15 protein-coding genes are annotated in these 15,610 nt (G+C 72.9%); 8 read left to right on the forward strand and 7 right to left on the reverse strand.

The annotated features are described in order from the left end of the window. The first annotated feature begins 4 nt into the window (after window positions 1-4). The gene (locus WMF42_RS41705; protein WP_061613502.1) at window positions 5-1,534 is read left to right on the forward strand and encodes a sensor histidine kinase; all 1,530 of its coding nucleotides are present in this window, start codon (window positions 5-7) and stop codon (window positions 1,532-1,534) included. Window positions 1,535-1,605: 71 nt separating this feature from the next. Here WMF42_RS41705 and WMF42_RS41710 read toward each other — a convergent pair whose 3' ends face one another. From WMF42_RS41710 to WMF42_RS41720, 3 genes are read right to left on the reverse strand one after another with little or no spacing between them, the layout of a single operon-like run. Beyond that, window positions 1,606-2,337 (reverse strand): SirB1 family protein, encoded by a 732-nt coding sequence (locus WMF42_RS41710; RefSeq protein ID WP_233562736.1) that lies wholly within the window; start codon window positions 2,335-2,337, stop codon window positions 1,606-1,608. Between the two features lie 58 nt (window positions 2,338-2,395). Next, window positions 2,396-3,205 (reverse strand): polysaccharide deacetylase family protein, encoded by an 810-nt coding sequence (locus tag WMF42_RS41715; protein ID WP_437688674.1) that lies wholly within the window; start codon window positions 3,203-3,205, stop codon window positions 2,396-2,398. A gap of 3 nt (window positions 3,206-3,208) precedes the next feature. After that, window positions 3,209-3,766 (reverse strand): hypothetical protein, encoded by a 558-nt coding sequence (locus tag WMF42_RS41720; RefSeq protein ID WP_061613490.1) that lies wholly within the window; start codon window positions 3,764-3,766, stop codon window positions 3,209-3,211. Between the two features lie 260 nt (window positions 3,767-4,026). Between WMF42_RS41720 and WMF42_RS41725 the strand changes: the two genes are divergently transcribed. The 7 genes from WMF42_RS41725 to WMF42_RS41755 all read left to right on the forward strand — a co-directional run bounded on the left by WMF42_RS41725 (window position 4,027) and on the right by WMF42_RS41755 (window position 12,966). Next, window positions 4,027-5,511, forward strand: coding sequence for an MBOAT family O-acyltransferase (locus WMF42_RS41725; RefSeq protein WP_434044191.1), 1,485 nt, complete (start codon window positions 4,027-4,029; stop codon window positions 5,509-5,511). Window positions 5,512-5,660: 149 nt separating this feature from the next. Then, entirely contained in the window at window positions 5,661-5,996 is a 336-nt protein-coding gene (locus tag WMF42_RS41730) for a hypothetical protein (protein WP_061613501.1), read from the forward strand. Between the two features lie 144 nt (window positions 5,997-6,140). Then, window positions 6,141-6,611: a hypothetical protein gene (locus WMF42_RS41735; protein ID WP_437688677.1), complete on the forward strand. Its 471-nt coding sequence runs from the start codon at window positions 6,141-6,143 to the stop codon at window positions 6,609-6,611. Window positions 6,612-6,645: 34 nt separating this feature from the next. Beyond that, window positions 6,646-7,332, forward strand: coding sequence for a hypothetical protein (locus WMF42_RS41740; RefSeq protein ID WP_061613487.1), 687 nt, complete (start codon window positions 6,646-6,648; stop codon window positions 7,330-7,332). Window positions 7,333-7,615: 283 nt separating this feature from the next. Continuing rightward, window positions 7,616-8,716: a tryptophan 2,3-dioxygenase family protein gene (locus WMF42_RS41745; protein WP_061613486.1), complete on the forward strand. Its 1,101-nt coding sequence runs from the start codon at window positions 7,616-7,618 to the stop codon at window positions 8,714-8,716. Beyond that, window positions 8,713-10,758 carry a DCC1-like thiol-disulfide oxidoreductase family protein gene (locus WMF42_RS41750; protein WP_061613485.1) on the forward strand — a complete coding sequence of 682 codons (2,046 nt, stop codon included), beginning with the start codon at window positions 8,713-8,715 and terminating at the stop codon, window positions 10,756-10,758. Before WMF42_RS41745 ends, WMF42_RS41750 begins: the two co-directional genes overlap by 4 nt. A 9-nt stretch (window positions 10,759-10,767) precedes the next feature. Next, window positions 10,768-12,966 carry a hypothetical protein gene (locus WMF42_RS41755; protein WP_437688680.1) on the forward strand — a complete coding sequence of 733 codons (2,199 nt, stop codon included), beginning with the start codon at window positions 10,768-10,770 and terminating at the stop codon, window positions 12,964-12,966. Here the strand turns inward: WMF42_RS41755 and WMF42_RS41760 are convergent. The 4 genes from WMF42_RS41760 to WMF42_RS41775 are packed head-to-tail and all read right to left on the reverse strand — an operon-like array spanning window position 12,963 to window position 15,594. Beyond that, a complete protein-coding gene (locus tag WMF42_RS41760) occupies window positions 12,963-13,661 on the reverse strand; it encodes an MOSC domain-containing protein (protein ID WP_061613483.1) in 699 nt (232 codons plus the stop codon). The two genes, WMF42_RS41755 and WMF42_RS41760, sit on opposite strands and share 4 nt — an antisense overlap. A 6-nt stretch (window positions 13,662-13,667) precedes the next feature. Continuing rightward, window positions 13,668-14,213 carry a TlpA disulfide reductase family protein gene (locus WMF42_RS41765; protein ID WP_063816030.1) on the reverse strand — a complete coding sequence of 182 codons (546 nt, stop codon included), beginning with the start codon at window positions 14,211-14,213 and terminating at the stop codon, window positions 13,668-13,670. Further along, window positions 14,210-15,394: an FAD-dependent oxidoreductase gene (locus tag WMF42_RS41770; RefSeq protein ID WP_437688682.1), complete on the reverse strand. Its 1,185-nt coding sequence runs from the start codon at window positions 15,392-15,394 to the stop codon at window positions 14,210-14,212. The genes WMF42_RS41765 and WMF42_RS41770 overlap by 4 nt, the downstream gene beginning before the upstream one ends. Beyond that, window positions 15,394-15,594, reverse strand: coding sequence for a rubredoxin (locus WMF42_RS41775; protein ID WP_437694416.1), 201 nt, complete (start codon window positions 15,592-15,594; stop codon window positions 15,394-15,396). Before WMF42_RS41775 ends, WMF42_RS41770 begins: the two co-directional genes overlap by 1 nt. Window positions 15,595-15,610: the final 16 nt, after the last annotated feature.

Here is a 15,610-nt window from a genome sequence, read left to right on the forward strand (position 1 = left end):
CACCGTGCGGCTCGGAATCCGGCTTCAGCTCTTGCTCGCGCTCGGCGTGCTGCTCGTGCTGGCGTTCGTGCCGCTCTTCTTCGCTGTCGCGAGCCTCACGCAGGCCACGATGGGCGGCGTGCGCGCGTCGAGCGCCCGCGCGATCGGTCGGGCCATCGCCGGGCACGTCGCCGCGGCGCGGGCGAGCCGGTCCGCGCCGGAGCTGTCGCAGCTGCTCGAGGCGCAGCTCGGGCCGGACGGGGCGTCGGCGATCGGGGTCTACGACGCGGCGGGCGCGCTCGCGGATCGCGCCGGGGAGCCGGAGATCGCGGCCGCGCTGCCGGCCTCGGTGGAGGCGGGCGCGGAGGTGCTGCGGGCGGTGCGCACGGCGCACGGGGGCGCGCTCCTGGTGGTCGTGCCGGAGCGGGCGCGCGAGGGCGCAGCGGGCGGGGGCAGCGGACGGGGGGCCGCGGGCGCGGCGCCGGCGGGCTCGGTCGCGGTGCTGGTGCCGACGGACCCGTCGACAGTGCCCGCCGCGCCGCTCGTCCGGATCGTCGCGCTCTACACGGGGGTGGTGGCGCTCGGGCTGCTCGTGTTCGCGTACATCGCGATGACGCGCCTCGTGGTGCGGCCGATCGACGCGCTGTCGCGGGCCGCGGGGCGCGTGGCCGGCGGCGCGCGCGACCTCGAGGCGCCGCAGGCGGGCGCGCGGGAGCTCGCGGAGCTCGGGGCGAGCCTCGCGCACATGACGAGCCGCCTCCGCGCCGACGAGGAGTCGCTGCGGGCGAAGATCGCGGAGGTCGAGCGCTACGCGGCGGACCTGAAGAGCGCGCAGGAGCGGCTGGTCCGGTCGGAGCGGCTCGCCTCGGTGGGGCGGCTCGCGGCGGGGCTGGCGCACGAGATCGGCAACCCGATCGCGGCGATCCTCGGCCTCCAGGAGCTGCTGCTCGCGGGGGGCCTCGCGCCGGCGGAGGAGCGCGACTTCGTCGAGCGGATGAAGCGGGAGACGGAGCGCATCCACAAGATCCTGCGCGACCTGCTCGACTTCGCGCGGCCGGCGGCGCCCGGCGCGGGTGAGGCGGGGGACGCGCCCTCCGGCTCGGTGGCGGACGCGCTCGAGGACGTGCTGTCGCTGGTGGCGCCGCAGAAGGAGTTCCGCGGGGTCGAGCTCGCGCGGGACCTCGCGCCCGACGTGCCGCCCGTGCCGCTGTCGCACGGGCGCCTCGTGCAGGTGCTGCTGAACCTGCTCCTGAACGCGGCCGACGCGGTGCCGCGCCCCGGCGGGCGCGTCCGGGTGCGCGCGTCGCGGGGCGCGGACGGGGGCGCGCGGATCGAGGTCGAGGACAACGGGCCGGGGATCGCGGAGGCGGTCCGCGAGACGCTGTTCGAGCCGTTCATCACGACCAAGGAGGTCGGCGGGGGGACGGGGCTCGGGCTCGCTGTGTGCCGGGGGCTCGTCGAGGCGGCGGGCGGCTCGATCGGGATCGAGCGGGGCGACGGCGGCGGGGCGCGGTTCGTTGTGAGGCTGCCGGCGGCGGGGGGGCGAGGGCGGTGATGCGTCGGGAGAGACCTGGTATCCGATCGCGCGCAGGGCGCGAGCCGCCGTCAGCCCACGTCGGTCCAGCGTCAGTTCACCACGCGACCCGACGACGGCCACGGCCGCTCGCCGCCGAGCTGGTCGAGCTCCTTGCGCAGCTCGTCGGACGGCGCGAGCACCTGCATCCGCTCGAGAACGCTGCGCAGCTTCGCCGCGTCCGAGCGGCTCGAGTAGATCGAGCGCAGGTTGTTCAGCATGCGCACCAGGATCTGCCGCTTCTGCGCCGGCACCAGCAGCCGCGGGTCCGGATCGCGCGTGGCCCCCGTGGCGCGGGTGTGCAGCGCGCGCAGGTCGTCCCGGCCGAGCAGGCGGCCCTCGAACGGATCGATGAGCAGCACGCCGCCGCGGACCGGCGTCCTCACCAGGAAATGACCCGGGAACGACACGCCCTGCGCGTCCATGCCGGCCCGCCAGCACACCTCGAGGAGCGCCACCGCCAGCGTGATGGGAATGCCCGTCCGGCGATCGAGCACCTCGTGCAGGTAGCTGTTCTTCGGGTCGTAGTAGTCCCCCGTGTTCCCGTGGAACCCGAGATCCCCGTAGAACCAGCGCAGCAGCGCCTCGATCGGGCCGCTGCCCGGCGTCGCCTCCGGCGCGCGCTGCGGCCGCTCGATCGCGCGGCGCGCCTCGCCGCCGAGGCGGTCGAGCACGCCGAGGTAGTGCGGGATGTCGAGGCCCGGGTACGCGGCGTCGTCGATGAGGAGCGCCGCCTCGGCGAGGTCGAGCTCGTCCTCCGGCCTCGCCGCGATATGCGCGAACATCGTCAGACTCACCGGCGCAGCCATCGGACGGAGCGTAGCGCCACCTGAGAGAAATGGTCTAGGCCAGGGCGTCGTCCCGGGCGCCTTCGTCGAGCCACGCGTCGATGCGCACCCCGGCCAGGTTGCGCTGGCTCATCGCCGCGAGGATGCGCGGGAGCGCCGCCACCCCCGCGGGCGCGTGGTCGTCGCGCTCGGCCGCATCGTGGAGCAGCACGATGGCCCCGTCGCGGAGCCCCGGGATGATCCGGGCCGCCACCCGCTCGGGGCTCGCCCCGGCCAGCCCGTCGAACCCCCGCGCCGACCAGCCGATTACGTCGAGGTCGAGCGCGTCGACGACGCGGGCGATGCGCGGGCTTGTGTGGCCGACGGGCGGCCTGAACAGGGCAGGGCGGTCGCCTGTGATCCGCTCGATGACGTCGAGGTTGCGCCGGAGGTCGCGCTCGACGCGGCGGGCCGAGCGGAGCGAGAACAGCCGGTCGTGCTCGTGGCTGTGCAGCCCGACCGCGTGGCCCCGCGCCGCGATCTCGCGGACGAGCTCGGGGTGCGCCTCGGCCTTGCGGCCGATGACGAAGAACGTCGCCTTCACGCCCGCCTCGTCGAGGAGCGCGAGCACCCGCGGCGTGTGCTCCGGGCTCGGCCCGTCGTCGAACGTCAGCGCGACGCCGCGCGCGCCGGGCGGGCCGCGCTTCACCACGTCCACGAACACGCCGAGCCCGAGGAAGAAGACCCCGCACAGGACGAGCGCGACGTACCCGACGAGCGCCGCGCCGGCCACGGCGAACGGCACCGGCGCGACGAGCAGCGAGCGCGCGACCAGCGCGAGCGCGCCGGCCGATGCCGCGTAGAGGAGCGCCCGCGCGACCGGCACGGGCTACTTCTTGGAGCGCTTCTTCTCGGGCTCGCTCTCGAGGTCGTCCTCGAGATCGTCGGCCGCGGGCGAGGCGGCGATGCGCTTGTTGCCCCCCGCCGCGGCCTTCGCCTCCGGCGTCGCGCCCGGCGCCGCCTCGTCCGACGGGTCGTTGTCGGCCTCGTAGAAGCCGCCCAGCAGGGCGGCCACCGCGGCGAGCGACGTGATCGCGAGGCCGCCGAACGTCCCGGCGCTCCCCGCGGCCTCGCCGAGCGACAGGTTCGCGCCGCCGAGCTCGCCGAGCGGCACCGGCACCGGGAAGGTCAGCCACCGGCGCGCGGCGTACATCAGGCCGGCGCCGAGCAGCGCCCCGGCGAAGGCCTTCATGCCCGCCTCGATCTTCGCGTCCTTCGCCCAGATGGGCTTTCCCGCGATGAGCCCGACCAGCACCCCGGCGAGCGCCGCGGCCAGGTAGGCGACGATCGCGATGGGCGCGCCGTAGCCGAGCTTCGCCAGCCCGAACCCCAGCAAGCCCCCCACGATGAGCCCCTTCACAATCCCGAGGATCAGGCGACCCAGCATCAGATTCCATCCTTGGCACGACGCCGGGCGCTGTTCAACAGGGCGCCGCGCCGCAAGCGCGACCGCGCGGCGCGCGCCGTGGTAGAGGGCGCCCACCGCCCGGGCGGCGCCCGCCGCCCCGGGGGGCCCGTCCACCGTACCAACGTCCCGCGGCGCTGCGGTTCCACGGATCCGCGGTTCCACCGTTCCACAGCCCACAGCGCCCGGCCCTGCGGCGCGCCGCGCCCCCCGCGGCGGCCTGGCCCGGGCTCCGACCGGTCGTGCTCTTCAACACCCTTCGCTACGCCGAGTTCTTCGCCGCCGTCTTCGTCGGATCGTGGGCGCTCGCGCGGTTCGCCGGCATCCGCGCGCGCCTCGTGTTCCTGCTGCTCGTGAGCTACGGGTTCTACGCGGCCTGGGACTGGCGCTACCTGCCGCTCATCTTCGCCTCGTCCACCGTCGACTTCCTGCTCGCGCGCGCGATCGCCCGCGAGGCGAGGCCGCGGGCGCGGCGCGCGATGCTCATCGCCACCGTGGCGCTGAACCTCGGGTTCCTGGGGTTCTTCAAGTACTGGAACTTCGCGATCGAGAACGCCGCGGCGCTCCGCGCCCTGCTCACGGGCGAGCCGACGACCGTGGGCACCGCGTTCCGGGTGCTGCTGCCGCCTGTCGGCATCTCGTTCTTCACGTTCGAGTCGATGAGCTACGTCATCGACGTCTACCGGGGCGAGCTGCGGCCCCACAAGAGCTACCTCCGCTACCTGCTCTTCGTCGCCTTCTTCCCGCACCTCGTCGCCGGCCCCATCGTCCGCCCGCGCGACCTGCTCCCGCAGTTCGAGCGCGCCCCGAGCCTCACCCGCGAGCAGGGCGGCGAGGGGATGTTCCTCGTCGCGATCGGCCTCGTGAAGAAGGTCGTCCTCTCCGATCAGCTCGCGCTCAACCTCGTCGACCGCGTCTTCGAGCGCCCGGAGAACTACTCGGCCCTGGAGGTGCTCGCGGGTGTCTACGGCTACGCCGCGCAGATCTACTGCGACTTCTCGGGCTACACCGACATCGCGATCGGCTCGGCGCTCCTGCTCGGCGTGCGGTTCCCGAAGAACTTCGACGCGCCCTACAAGGCCCGGAACCTCGCCGACTTCTGGCGCCGCTGGCACATCTCGCTGTCCACGTGGCTGCGCGACTACCTGTACATCCCGCTCGGCGGCAACCGCGGCTCCGAGCTGGCGACGTACCGCAACCTGATGATCACGATGCTGCTCGGCGGCCTCTGGCACGGGGCGTCGTGGAACTTCGTCTTCTGGGGCTTCCTCCACGGCCTCGGCCTCGCCGTGACGCGCGCCTTCCAGCGCGCGATCAGGCGCCGCCGGCCGGGCGCCGAGGGCGCGGGCGAGGTGGCGGGGCGCGCGCCGGCCTCCTCCTCCCTCCTGCGGTTCCCCCTCCACGCGCTCTGCGTGCTGCTGACGTTCCACTACGTCTGCTTCGCGTGGATCTTCTTCCGCGTGCCGACCTTCTCGCAGGCCGTGCTCATCCTGCGGCAGATCGGCACGCTCACGACGTTCCACCCGAACCTCCCGCCCGTGCTTGTCGCGCTCCTCGGGGTCGCGCTCCTGTCCCACTACGTGCCGGAGCGCCTCTACGAGCGCGCCCGCGCGTCGTTCATCGCGGCGCCGGCGCCGCTGCAGGGCGCGCTGCTGTTCCTCGTCGCCGTCGGGCTCCACGAGGCGGCGAGCGCGACGGCCGTGCCGTTCGTGTACTTCCAGTTCTGAGCCGGCGCCGGCAGCGCAGCGAAGCGCAGGGCGGCGCGGGGCGGGGTCCAGGGGCCGGGGCGCAGTGCTCTGGCGCACAGGCTCCCCTCGGTTCCACCGCCGGCGCATTTCTCGCGCTTTCGAGCGGATCGGTGCACTACGCTCACGCCGTGCGCCCATCTCCGCTCGCCGCCCTCGTCCCCCTGGCCGCCCTCGTCGTCGGCGCGCTCTCGCCGGCGTGCAGCATCGCCAACGTGCCGTCGAACGCGATGCCGATGGTCCGGTCGCGCGCTGTCTCCGATCTCGACTGCCCGGACAAGGACGTCCGCGTCGAGGAGCAGATCGGCGGCCAGTTCAAGGCCGTTGGCTGCGGCCGCAAGGCGTACTACCGGGCCGCCTGCGAGGCGCTCCGCTGCGTGGTGAGCGGCGAGGGCGAGGCGGCGGTGCCCTGGCGAGACCGCCCCGAGCCGGCCGACGTCGACCGGCAGCGGGACCGGCTGCCGTAGGCCGGCACCCCGGCGGGCCGGCCGATCCCGGGTTTTGCGGGCGTTTTGGGGGCACGTGGGCCCTGGATCGAGGTAGCCTGCGCCGTCTCGAGGATCCGCCGCAGGGGTTCGCGCCATGGCCTTCATCACCACCGGGAGCTGCACGTGACGGACAGGGCGCAGGGAGACGCCGAGGCGCCGCGCCGCACGAAGAAGCGCGCGAAGCGGCGCGATGGGGAAGCCGCGTCGGTCCAGGGCGACGGCGCGCCGGGCCTGCCGCGCGATCCCGAGCTCGCGCGGCTCGAGCAGGCGTTCGAGCGCGGCGACTACGCGCTCGTCCGGGCCGGCGCGAAGCGGCTCCTGAGCAAGGCCGATCCCGACGAGCTCCGCGGCGCGGCTCCGGCGGAGAGGCACCCCTACCGGCCTCTCGACGCGCAGGAGGCCGATCGCACCGAGGCCGATCGCATCGAGGCCGATCGCACCGAGGCCGATCGCGCCGAGGTCCGCCGCGCCGCGCGGGCGCTGCTGCGCCGGATCGAGCCCGACCCGCTCGCCGTCGCCCTGCTCGTCGCGGCCGCGGCGCTGCTCGCGTTCCTGTCGCTCTGGTACTGGTCCCACAGCCACATGTCTCCGTGACGACCCCGCCCGTGACGACCGAGGAGGCAGCGCGGTGAGCGTCGAGCGCGCACGTCCTCCGGGCCGCCCCCTCGCGCGGCCGCTCGCCGCGCTCGCGCTCGCGCTGCTCGGCTGCGGCGGCGCCCCCGGCGCGGCGCAGCCCACGGCGTGGAACGCGGCGCCCGACGGTCAGGAGGGCGCCTCCTCGGGCACGCAGGCCGAGCGTTACTTCCCGCTCATCGACGGGCACGTCTACCACTACGTGACCCTGAGCGACGGCGGCGAGCAGGGCATGCTCGTCGCGCGCGTGCACCGCGCCGACGAGCGCCGCGGCGAGCTCAGGTTCCCCTCGGGCGTGAAGCGCTTCGAGTTCACGGCCGAGGGCGTCCTCCGCAGCGACGCGGGCGTCTTCGTGCTGAAGGCGCCGATCGCGCCCGGCACGACGTGGACCGGCGAGCACGGCGGCCGCGCCCGCATCACCGCCGTCGACGCCGCCGTCGAGGTGCCCGCGGGCCGGTTCACGGGGTGCGTGCAGACCGTGGAGGAGCGCCTCGGCGACAGCCCCGCGCGCTACGTGTCGACGTTCTGCCCCGACGTCGGCGTGGTGGCGATCGAGGCCGAAAGCGGCGCGAGCCACGAGAAGGCCGTGCTCAAGAGCTACGCGCCGCCCTTCGACATGGGCCCCGACGGCGTGCGGCGCACGCCTGTCGAGCCGCCGCCCGGCGCGGCGAGCCCGCCGTGAGCGCGCGTCCCGAGGCGCGCGCGTTCCGCCGTGAGCGCGCGTTCCGCCGTGCGGCGCGCGCCACGCTGCCCGGCGCGCGCCGCGCGCTCTGGAAGGCGCGCCCGTCGGATGAAACCGCTTCCCGGACCGGGCGCGCTTTCCTTGCGAACGGCGCCGGCGCGCTTCCGTTTCCTGGGGGGCGGGAAGTAGACTCCCCGCGCTGCTCGCGGGAGCCGGCGCAGCGCCCGCAGCGGGCAAGCGGCGCGGGCCACCCCCGGGCAGAGGTCCCGCGATCGCCAACGACATGAACTACTGGGATTACATCCACGTCGAGGAGCTGCTCGCGCTCCAGGGCGGGTTCGACGACGACGAGCAGAAGGTCGGCAACGACGAGGCCCTGTTCATCGTCGTCCACCAGATCTACGAGCTCTGGTTCAAGCTCATCCTCCGCGAGCTCACCTCGGCGCGCGAGCTCTTCCGCCAGAACCCCGTGCCCGATCAGAAGCTCGCCTCGGCCGCGCGCTCGTTCCGGCGGGTCGTCACCATCTTCGAGCAGGCGATCCAGCACTTCCGGGTGATGGAGACGCTAACCACCCGTGATTACCTCGATTTTCGGGATCGCCTGATCCCCGCGAGCGGCTTCCAGTCGGCGCAGCTCCGCGAGATCGAGGTCCTCCTCGGCCTCGACGACGCGGCGCGGATCCCGCTCGGCCGCGAGGGGAGCTACAAGGAGGCGCTCAAGACAGCGGACGGCTCGCCGTCGTCGGCGACGAGGCGGCTCGAGGCGCGGCTCGCGAGCGGGCCGAGCCTCAAGCACTACCTCTACGAGTGGCTCTCGCGGACGCCGATCGACGGGTCGAGCGATCCGGGCGCGGTCCTGGGCTTCCTGCGCAACTACATGCGCTCGATGCGCGAGGAGAACGAGCGCCGGGTGCAGATCGCGATCGGCAAGGCGCTCACCCCGGCGGACGTCGAGCGGCTCCGCGCGCGCTACGAGGCGGACAACGCGAACGCCGAGGCGTTCCTCCTCGCCGAGGACGACCCCGACGCCGACGGGCCCACGCGCGAGAAGCGCCGGGCGATCCGCGCGGCGATCGTCTTCATCGAGAGCTACCGCGAGCTGCCCAGGCTCGCGTGGCCGCGCGAGGTGCTCGACCGCATCCTGGAGATGGAGCAGGCCATGCTCATCTGGCGGCAGCGCCACGCGCGGATGGTCGAGCGGGTGATCGGCCGCCGCACGGGCACCGGCGGCTCCGCGGGCGTCGACTACCTCGACCAGACCGCGCTGCGCTACCGCGTGTTCGGCGATCTCTGGACAGTGCGCTCCCTGCTCCTGCGCCAGCCGAGCGTCCCCGCGCTCGAGCACGCATCGGACTACGGATTCCGGGTCGAGGACTCTCCGTGAAATCACTTCGCGATCACTTCTTGCGGATCGACGCCCGTTCGCTCGGGCTTTTTCGTATCACCTTCGGGCTCGTCCTTATCGCCGACCTCTTCGCGCGGTGGCGATGGGTGCGGGACTTCTACTCGAACGAGGGCGTCCTCCCGAACCACAACCACCTCTTCAACCTCCGCGGCAAGCAGCAGGTCTTCAGCCTGTTCCACGCCTTCTCGACGGTGGGAGAGGCCCACTTCGCCTTCGCGCTCGCGCTCCTCGTCTACGCCCTGTTCCTCATCGGCTACCGGACGCGCGTGTTCCACGTCCTGGCGCTCGTGGTGCTCGTGAGCCTGACGTCGAGGAACATCCTGCTCGAGAACGCCGGCAACTACGCGGCGATCGCGATCCTCGCGTTCACCGCCTTCCTGCCGTGCGGGGGCCGCTTCTCGCTCGACAGCCTGCGCGCCTCGCTGGCGCTCCGGGACGAGAAGCGCGACACCGAGCTGAACGACAGGTCGAGGGCCGCGGACTCCGAGATCGCGGCCGAGCGCCTGCCCGGCTGGTCGCCGACCTCGCTCGCCGCGCTGGCCGTGCTGCTGCAGCTCGCGCTCATCTACCTGTGCACGGCGCTCCAGCAGCGCGGCGCGGCGTGGCGCGACGGCTCGGCGTTCTACTATGCGCTCCACGTCGATCGCTGGGCGAGCGACGCGGGCGCCTGGCTCCGCGACGCCGTGCCGCTCGGCACCCTGCGCGGCCTCACGTACGGGACCTGGGCGATGCAGCTCGCGATCCCGGCGCTCCTCTTCGTCCCCGCGGCCTTCCGCTGGACGCGCGGGCTCGCCGCCGCGCTGATGGTGGTGCACGGCCTCGTCCTCGGGATCTTCTTCGATTTCGGGCTGTTCGGGTGGGCGCTCGCCGCGGCGGCGCCGCTCGTGCTGTCGGGTGAGCTGTGGGACGTGTACGAGCGCTCCTGGAACGAGGGGCGGGCGCGGACGCTCGTGTACGACGCCGACTGCGGGCTCTGTCTCACGCTGTGCCGGCTGATCAAGCGGCTCGACCTGCGCGGGCACGTGGCCTTCCAGGGCAACGGCGCGCTCGACGAGCTCTACGTGCGCAACCAGACCGGCGCGACGGAGCGCGTGCCGATGCCGAAGGAGGTCACGGCGGAGCTGGTCGAGCAGACGGTGCTGGCGATCGACAGGAACGGGCGCGTCTACCGGAAGGGGGGCGCGGTGACCGAGGGGCTGCTCGCGCTGCCGTTCGGCTGGCTGGCGTTGCCGCTCAAGCTGCCCGGGATCTCGCACGTGCTCGACGTGCTCTACGAGGTGGTCGCGACCCGCCGGCACCACATCAGCATGGTGCTCGGCAAGCAGGCGTGCGGGATCCCGCTGTTCGACGAGAGCCACGCGGACGGCGACGACGAGGGGGCCGCGCCGGACCGGCCCGCGGCCGCGGTGCGGGCGGCGCGGCTCGCGCTGGGGTCGCTGCGAGAGGTGGCGGTGCTCGTGGTGCTCGCCGCGATGCTCGCGCAGACGGCGAAGGAGAACCCGCTGCCCGGGGCGGGCGCCATCCCGCAGGGGGCGGTGCTCGCGGGCGTGGCGTCGTGGCCGCGCATGCTGGCGCGGTGGGACGTGATGGCGCCGGAGCCGCCGCGGAGCAACGAGCTGCTGGTGATCGACGGCCAGACGCGCGCGTCGCAGCCGATCGATCCGCTGACCGGGGAGGAGCCCCGGCTCCAGCCCGCGGGGCAGCCCGCGACGAGGCTCGGCCAGCTCTGGTCCGACTACCTCGACCGCATCCGGCGGCCGGAGTGGAGCGATTTCCAGCGGGCGTTCCGCGACTACCTCGCGAAGGGCGGGCCGCTCGCGGAGGAGGGGGGGCGCGAGATGTCGCTCTCGGGCTTCGACGCGTACTGGGTCTCCGCGCCGATCCCCGCGCCGGGCGAGCCTGCGCCGAGCGGCGTCGAGCGGGTGAAGCTGTTCTCGCACTCGCGCGGCGGCGCGGGGAGGCTCGGCGACCGCGTGCCGCCCCTCTCGCCAGGCCTCCTTCGACCGAACAAACCGAACTGAGGCGCTCGCATGCGTGCGGCTGACGAGGACCCGAGCGCCGCGGCTGCCGGCGCGCCGGAGGAGGGCGCGCCGGGCGGAGAGGACGCGGGCGCGCCCGAGGAGAGCGCGGCGCGTGCAGACGACGCGCCGGGCGGAGAGGGCGCGCCCGAGGGGAGCGCGCCGGGCGGAGAGGGCGCGCCCGAGGGGAGCGCGCCCGCGCCGCCCAGGGCCGCAGCCCCGAGGCCGCCGGCCGAGAGCCGCTCACGGCGCCTGGGGCGCTGGATCCGGGATCATTACTGCACCATCGACGTCCGCACGCTCGGGCTGTTCCGGCTCGTGCTCGGCTTTCTGCTGGTGAGCGACTGCCTGCGCCACTGGGCCGAGGCGCGCTGGATCTACAGCAACGACGGGGTGCTCACCAACCACTATCACCTCTTCCACCCGAGCAGCGGATTCAACTTCAGCCTCTATCACGCGTTCTCGTCGATCGGAGAGGTCCACGTCGCGTTCGCGCTCTCGCTCTTCTGCTTCTTCTGCTTCTTCATCGGCTGGCATACGCGGCTGTTCTCGATCCTCTCCTTTGTCCTCGTGACGAGCAGGGACAACCGGATCGTCATGATCGAGAACGGCGGCTATGTCGTCGTGAACCTCATCACCTGCTGGGCCATGTTCATGCCGACCGGCAGGCGCTTCTCCGTGGACGCCCTTGTCCGCTCGTACCGCGAGCGGAAGGAGCGCACGGCCGCCGACCTCGCGGACCGGAGCCGCCCCGCGTGGGCGACCCAGCCGTACGTCTCGGGGATCGTGCTCCTCGCGATCCTGAACCTGGCGACCATCTACTATTTCAACGTCGTCAACAAATCAGGCCAGATCTGGCGCCGCGGCGACACGGTGCACTACGTGCTGCACCTCGACCGCATGGTGACGGGGCTCGCTGTCGTCGCGCGGGAGTACATCCCCTTCTGGGCGAAGAAGGGGATGACCTGGGGAGTCCTCATGCTCGAGGCGATGCTCGTGCCGTGGATCCTCTCGCCCTATGGCCGCCGCTTCACGCGCGCGCTCGCCATGGGCGGGATGTGGGCCCTGCACGGCTCGTTCGGGGTGATGATGCGCCTCGGCCCCTTCTCGTGGTTCATGATCGGCTGGTCGTTCCTGCTCCCGACGGCGCAGCACTGGGACGCGCTCGAGCGGTGGTACCGACGCCGCGCGGCGCCCCGGGTCGTCGTCTATGACGGCAGCTCGCCCCTCGCGTTCGCCCTCATGCGCTTCCTCGTCCGGCTCGACGGCCTCGAGCTGCTCCGGTTCGAGGAGGCGCGCGGCGAGGCGGCCGGGGCGGCGGAGGAGGCCGGGGGAGGGGAGCCACGGCCGGAGCTCTTCGTCGTGCGCGATCCGTCGGATGGCCGGGTGTTCCAGGGCGCCGGGGCGCTGCGCGAGATCCTGCAGGCGCTCCCGGGGGGCCGCTTCGCGCGGCCGCTCTTCTGGGCGCTGACGCTCGGCGCGCCCGGCGCGCTGCTCGGGATCGCGTCGCGGCGGCGCGACGCGATCGCCCGGTTCTTCGGGCTGACGCGGCGGGCGCGCGCGAGGGCGGGGGAGGTGGCGGAGAGCCCGTCGCCGCTCTCGGAGAAGCTCGCCCGCGGGCGGGTGATCGCGCGGGAGGCGCTCGTCGCGTACCTCGGGCTGTGTGCGGTGAGCCAGGCGATCAACGAGAACAAGAGCGTGCCCGCGATCCTCAAGCACACCCAGCCGAAGTTCGTGCAGGCGACGATCGTCTATCCGCGCCTCCTCCAGGGGTGGGGGATGTTCGCCCCGAACCCGATCACCGAGGACGGGTCGATCACCGTCGACGCGATCACCATCGACGGGCGCCACGTGGACCCGTTCACGGGGCAGCCGCCGGATCTCGATCTCACCGACGCGCGGGGGCTCGGGCTCGGGCAGATCCGGCAGGACTATTTCAACCGGATCCGGCTCGACCGGAACAAGGCGTTTCGCAGGCCCGGGCTCCAGGACTACCTGCTCAGGTATCATGAGCGCACCGGGCGGCAGGAGGACGAGATCCTCGCGTTCGACGTCTACTGGGTGCGGGACCAGTGCCCGAGGCCGGGGGAGGTCGCGCCGTACAAGAACGAGGCGATCCCGATCCTGTCGTACCGGAAGCCGGGGTATCGGCCGCGGCCCGGGATGCCGGCGCTGCCGCCGGTGCGGAAGGAAGAGAGCGCGGGGAATTAGAGCCCGCTCGGCGTCGTCAAGCGCGGAGCAAAGTCCTCGACCGCGCCGAGCTCCAGGCGACGACGAGCGATGGCGCGCCATGAGGGCGCCAGCTCCGGCAGCGCCTCCATGCGCTCGAGCTCTGCGTGGTTCAGCCCGTCGCGGTGCAGGGCCCGCAACAGCCTCGCGATGGGCCAGCCCGGCTGCGGGCGGTGCAGGAGCTTGAGCTCGTCCTGCGGCGCGACGACGCCCGGCTGGAGCACCCGGTAGTACCAGCCGCTCCACCCGCTCTCTTGCAGCAAGCGAGCCATGTCGGCCCGAGAGAAGCGGAGATTCAGCTTCCAGCAAGGCTGGCGCCCCTGCGAGACCTGGATCACCGCGCTGCCGAGCGTCCATGTGTCACCGACGCACACGCTGCTTTCGTCGAGGCCGCGCGTGGAGATATTCTCGCCGAACGCCCCCGCCGCGAGGCTCTTGGCGGGAAGGCCGAGCCGCTGCTCCCAGCAGCCGTAGTGCTGCAGCGGAACGTGGTGCAGCGCCTTCTCCACGCCGCCGTGGCGCACCATGTCGCCCTGCTCGTCGCCCTCCAGCCCTCGCTCGCTCAATCGAAGCGGCTCGAAGACAAGCGACTTCGCGATCGCGCTGAGCTGGCCCGAAGGGCCTAGCGGGACCTTCTTGCCGACGAGGAGCCCGTGGAGCGGATAGACCTGCGACATGGGAGATCACTCGCCCACGATCGGACGGCAGCCGTCGCCGACCGCGCAGCTCCCCTGAGCGACGCCGGCCGTGGCCGCGCTGGACGCCCCGACCTCGGCCTCGGCGAGCAGGCCCCCGATCTCGGCCCCGAGCAACAAGTCGTCGTGGATGCCGAACAGATGACGCCGGAGGTTCCCTTCGGCGTCGACCAGCAGCGTGCTGGGAGTGCCACGCAGCGCGTAACGCTCCATCGTCTCGGGAAGACTGCCCCGTCCCGGTCGGTCCACGCCTACCGGGAAGGTCACCTTGAACTCGTGAATGAACGCTTCCAGCGCCCCCTCGTTCATCGCCGCGTGGTGCTCGAAGACGGTGTGCAGGCCGACTACCTGGAGCCTGGAGCCACGGAATATCTCGAACACCCGCTGCGCTTGCGGAGTGGCCTTCACCACGCAGCCCGGGCATAGCATCTGAAAGGCGTGGATCAGCACGACCTTCCCGCGGAGCCCCGCCAGGGTCAGGGGTTCGCGGCTGTTGAACCAACGGCTCACACTCCACTCGGCCAATCGAGTCATGACGCTCCCTCCGAGGCCGCCGCCCCCAGGAGCGGCGGCAACCTGCTGAGATACTCGCCGCGGGCCTTCACGTGACTGCCGCCCAGCGCGAACGCCCGCAGCGCTCCGGCCGCGTCGAAGGCCAGCTCCGTCGTGCCCTCGGCGTCCGCGGAGACCTCCCACGTCAACCCAGCCTCGCGCGGACCGGCCGAGCTGACAACAGGGAAGCACGGCGTCTTGACGTTGATCGCCAGCGGCGGCAGCGTCAGCGAGACGCTCGCGCCGAGCAGCGAGCGCGCCAGCGCGGCGGCAGCGTGCGGGATCGGCGCGACGAATTGAAGGTTGTACGGCGCGAGGCTGGCGCAGTCGCCCAGCGCGTAGACATGCTCATCGCTCGTGCGGAGCGAGCGGTCGACGACCACGCCCCGCTGCGTCTTCAGCCCGGCGCTCTCCGCGAGCTCGCCGGCGCGCAGACCGGTGGCACAGATCACCAGGTCGGCCGCGAGCGGACGCTCACCGTCGAGCTCGACCCACACGCCGTCGCCGAGCGGCTCGACGCTGAGGGGAGACACGCCGAAGCGGCAGACGATCCCCGCCTCTTCCAGCCTCGCGCGTAGCCTCTTCCCGAGCTGCGGCGACACCAGGTTCGGCAGCGGCTCCGACGCGCGGTCGATCAACGTCACGGCGTGTCCGCCCCGCTGTAGATCGTTGGCGAGCTCACAGCCAACGAAGCCGGCGCCCAGGATGGCGACACGCGTGCTCCGGGAGAGCCGCTGAATGAGCTGACGGTAGTCGTCCAGGTGATTGACGCTCAGCACGCGCGAGCTGCTCGCCAGCCCAGGCACCGGCGGCGTCCACGGCACGGCTCCGATCGCGAGCACGAGCTTCGAATACGGCATGGCCTCGTCCCCGGCGACGAGGACGCGCTTGCCGCAATCCAGGCTGTGCACCCGCGTGCGGGTGATGAGGCGACAACCCAGCTCTTTCCTCATCTGCTCGGCGCTGCGCAGGACTAGATCCGGCGCGCCGGCGCGCTGGCTGGCCGAGACCGACAGCGTGGGCTTGCTATAGAAGTCGCCGTCGTCCGCGGTCACGATCGTGATGGACAGCTCCGGGGCCAGCGAGCGGAGCGCGCGCGCCGCCGAATAGCCGGCGAGACCTGCGCCGACGATCACCACGCCGTCAGGGGCGGCCGGGGACATCAGCCTGACTCCAGCAGCGCCACCATCGAGAAGTCCACCTTGCGGACTCCGCAATCCGGGCAGGTCCAGGAGTCGGGGATATCAGCCCACGCCGTACCCGGCGCGATGCCCTCGTGAGGCAAGCCGAGCCTCTCGTCGTAGACGAAGCCGCAAATGATACAACGCCAGCGTTTCTGTCGGACGCCGGCCCGACGCGAGATCGGCGCCTGAGCATCC

This window comes from Sorangium sp. So ce176, assembly GCF_051519835.1.
Classification (GTDB): domain Bacteria; phylum Myxococcota_A; class Polyangia; order Polyangiales; family Polyangiaceae; genus Sorangium; species Sorangium cellulosum_G.

What these genes read in the sequence shown, in the direction of transcription:
- WMF42_RS41755 (WP_437688680.1), top strand. Translation starts at nt 10,768, where the DNA reads ATGCGTGCGGCTGACGAGGACCCGAGCGCCGCGGCTGCCGGCGCGCCG.
- WMF42_RS41760 (WP_061613483.1), bottom strand. Translation starts at nt 13,661, where the DNA reads ATGTCGCAGGTCTATCCGCTCCACGGGCTCCTCGTCGGCAAGAAGGTC.
- WMF42_RS41720 (WP_061613490.1), bottom strand. Translation starts at nt 3,766, where the DNA reads ATGCTGGGTCGCCTGATCCTCGGGATTGTGAAGGGGCTCATCGTGGGG.
- WMF42_RS41770 (WP_437688682.1), bottom strand. Translation starts at nt 15,394, where the DNA reads ATGTCCCCGGCCGCCCCTGACGGCGTGGTGATCGTCGGCGCAGGTCTC.
- WMF42_RS41745 (WP_061613486.1), top strand. Translation starts at nt 7,616, where the DNA reads ATGAACTACTGGGATTACATCCACGTCGAGGAGCTGCTCGCGCTCCAG.
- WMF42_RS41710 (WP_233562736.1), bottom strand. Translation starts at nt 2,337, where the DNA reads ATGTTCGCGCATATCGCGGCGAGGCCGGAGGACGAGCTCGACCTCGCC.
- WMF42_RS41765 (WP_063816030.1), bottom strand. Translation starts at nt 14,213, where the DNA reads ATGACTCGATTGGCCGAGTGGAGTGTGAGCCGTTGGTTCAACAGCCGC.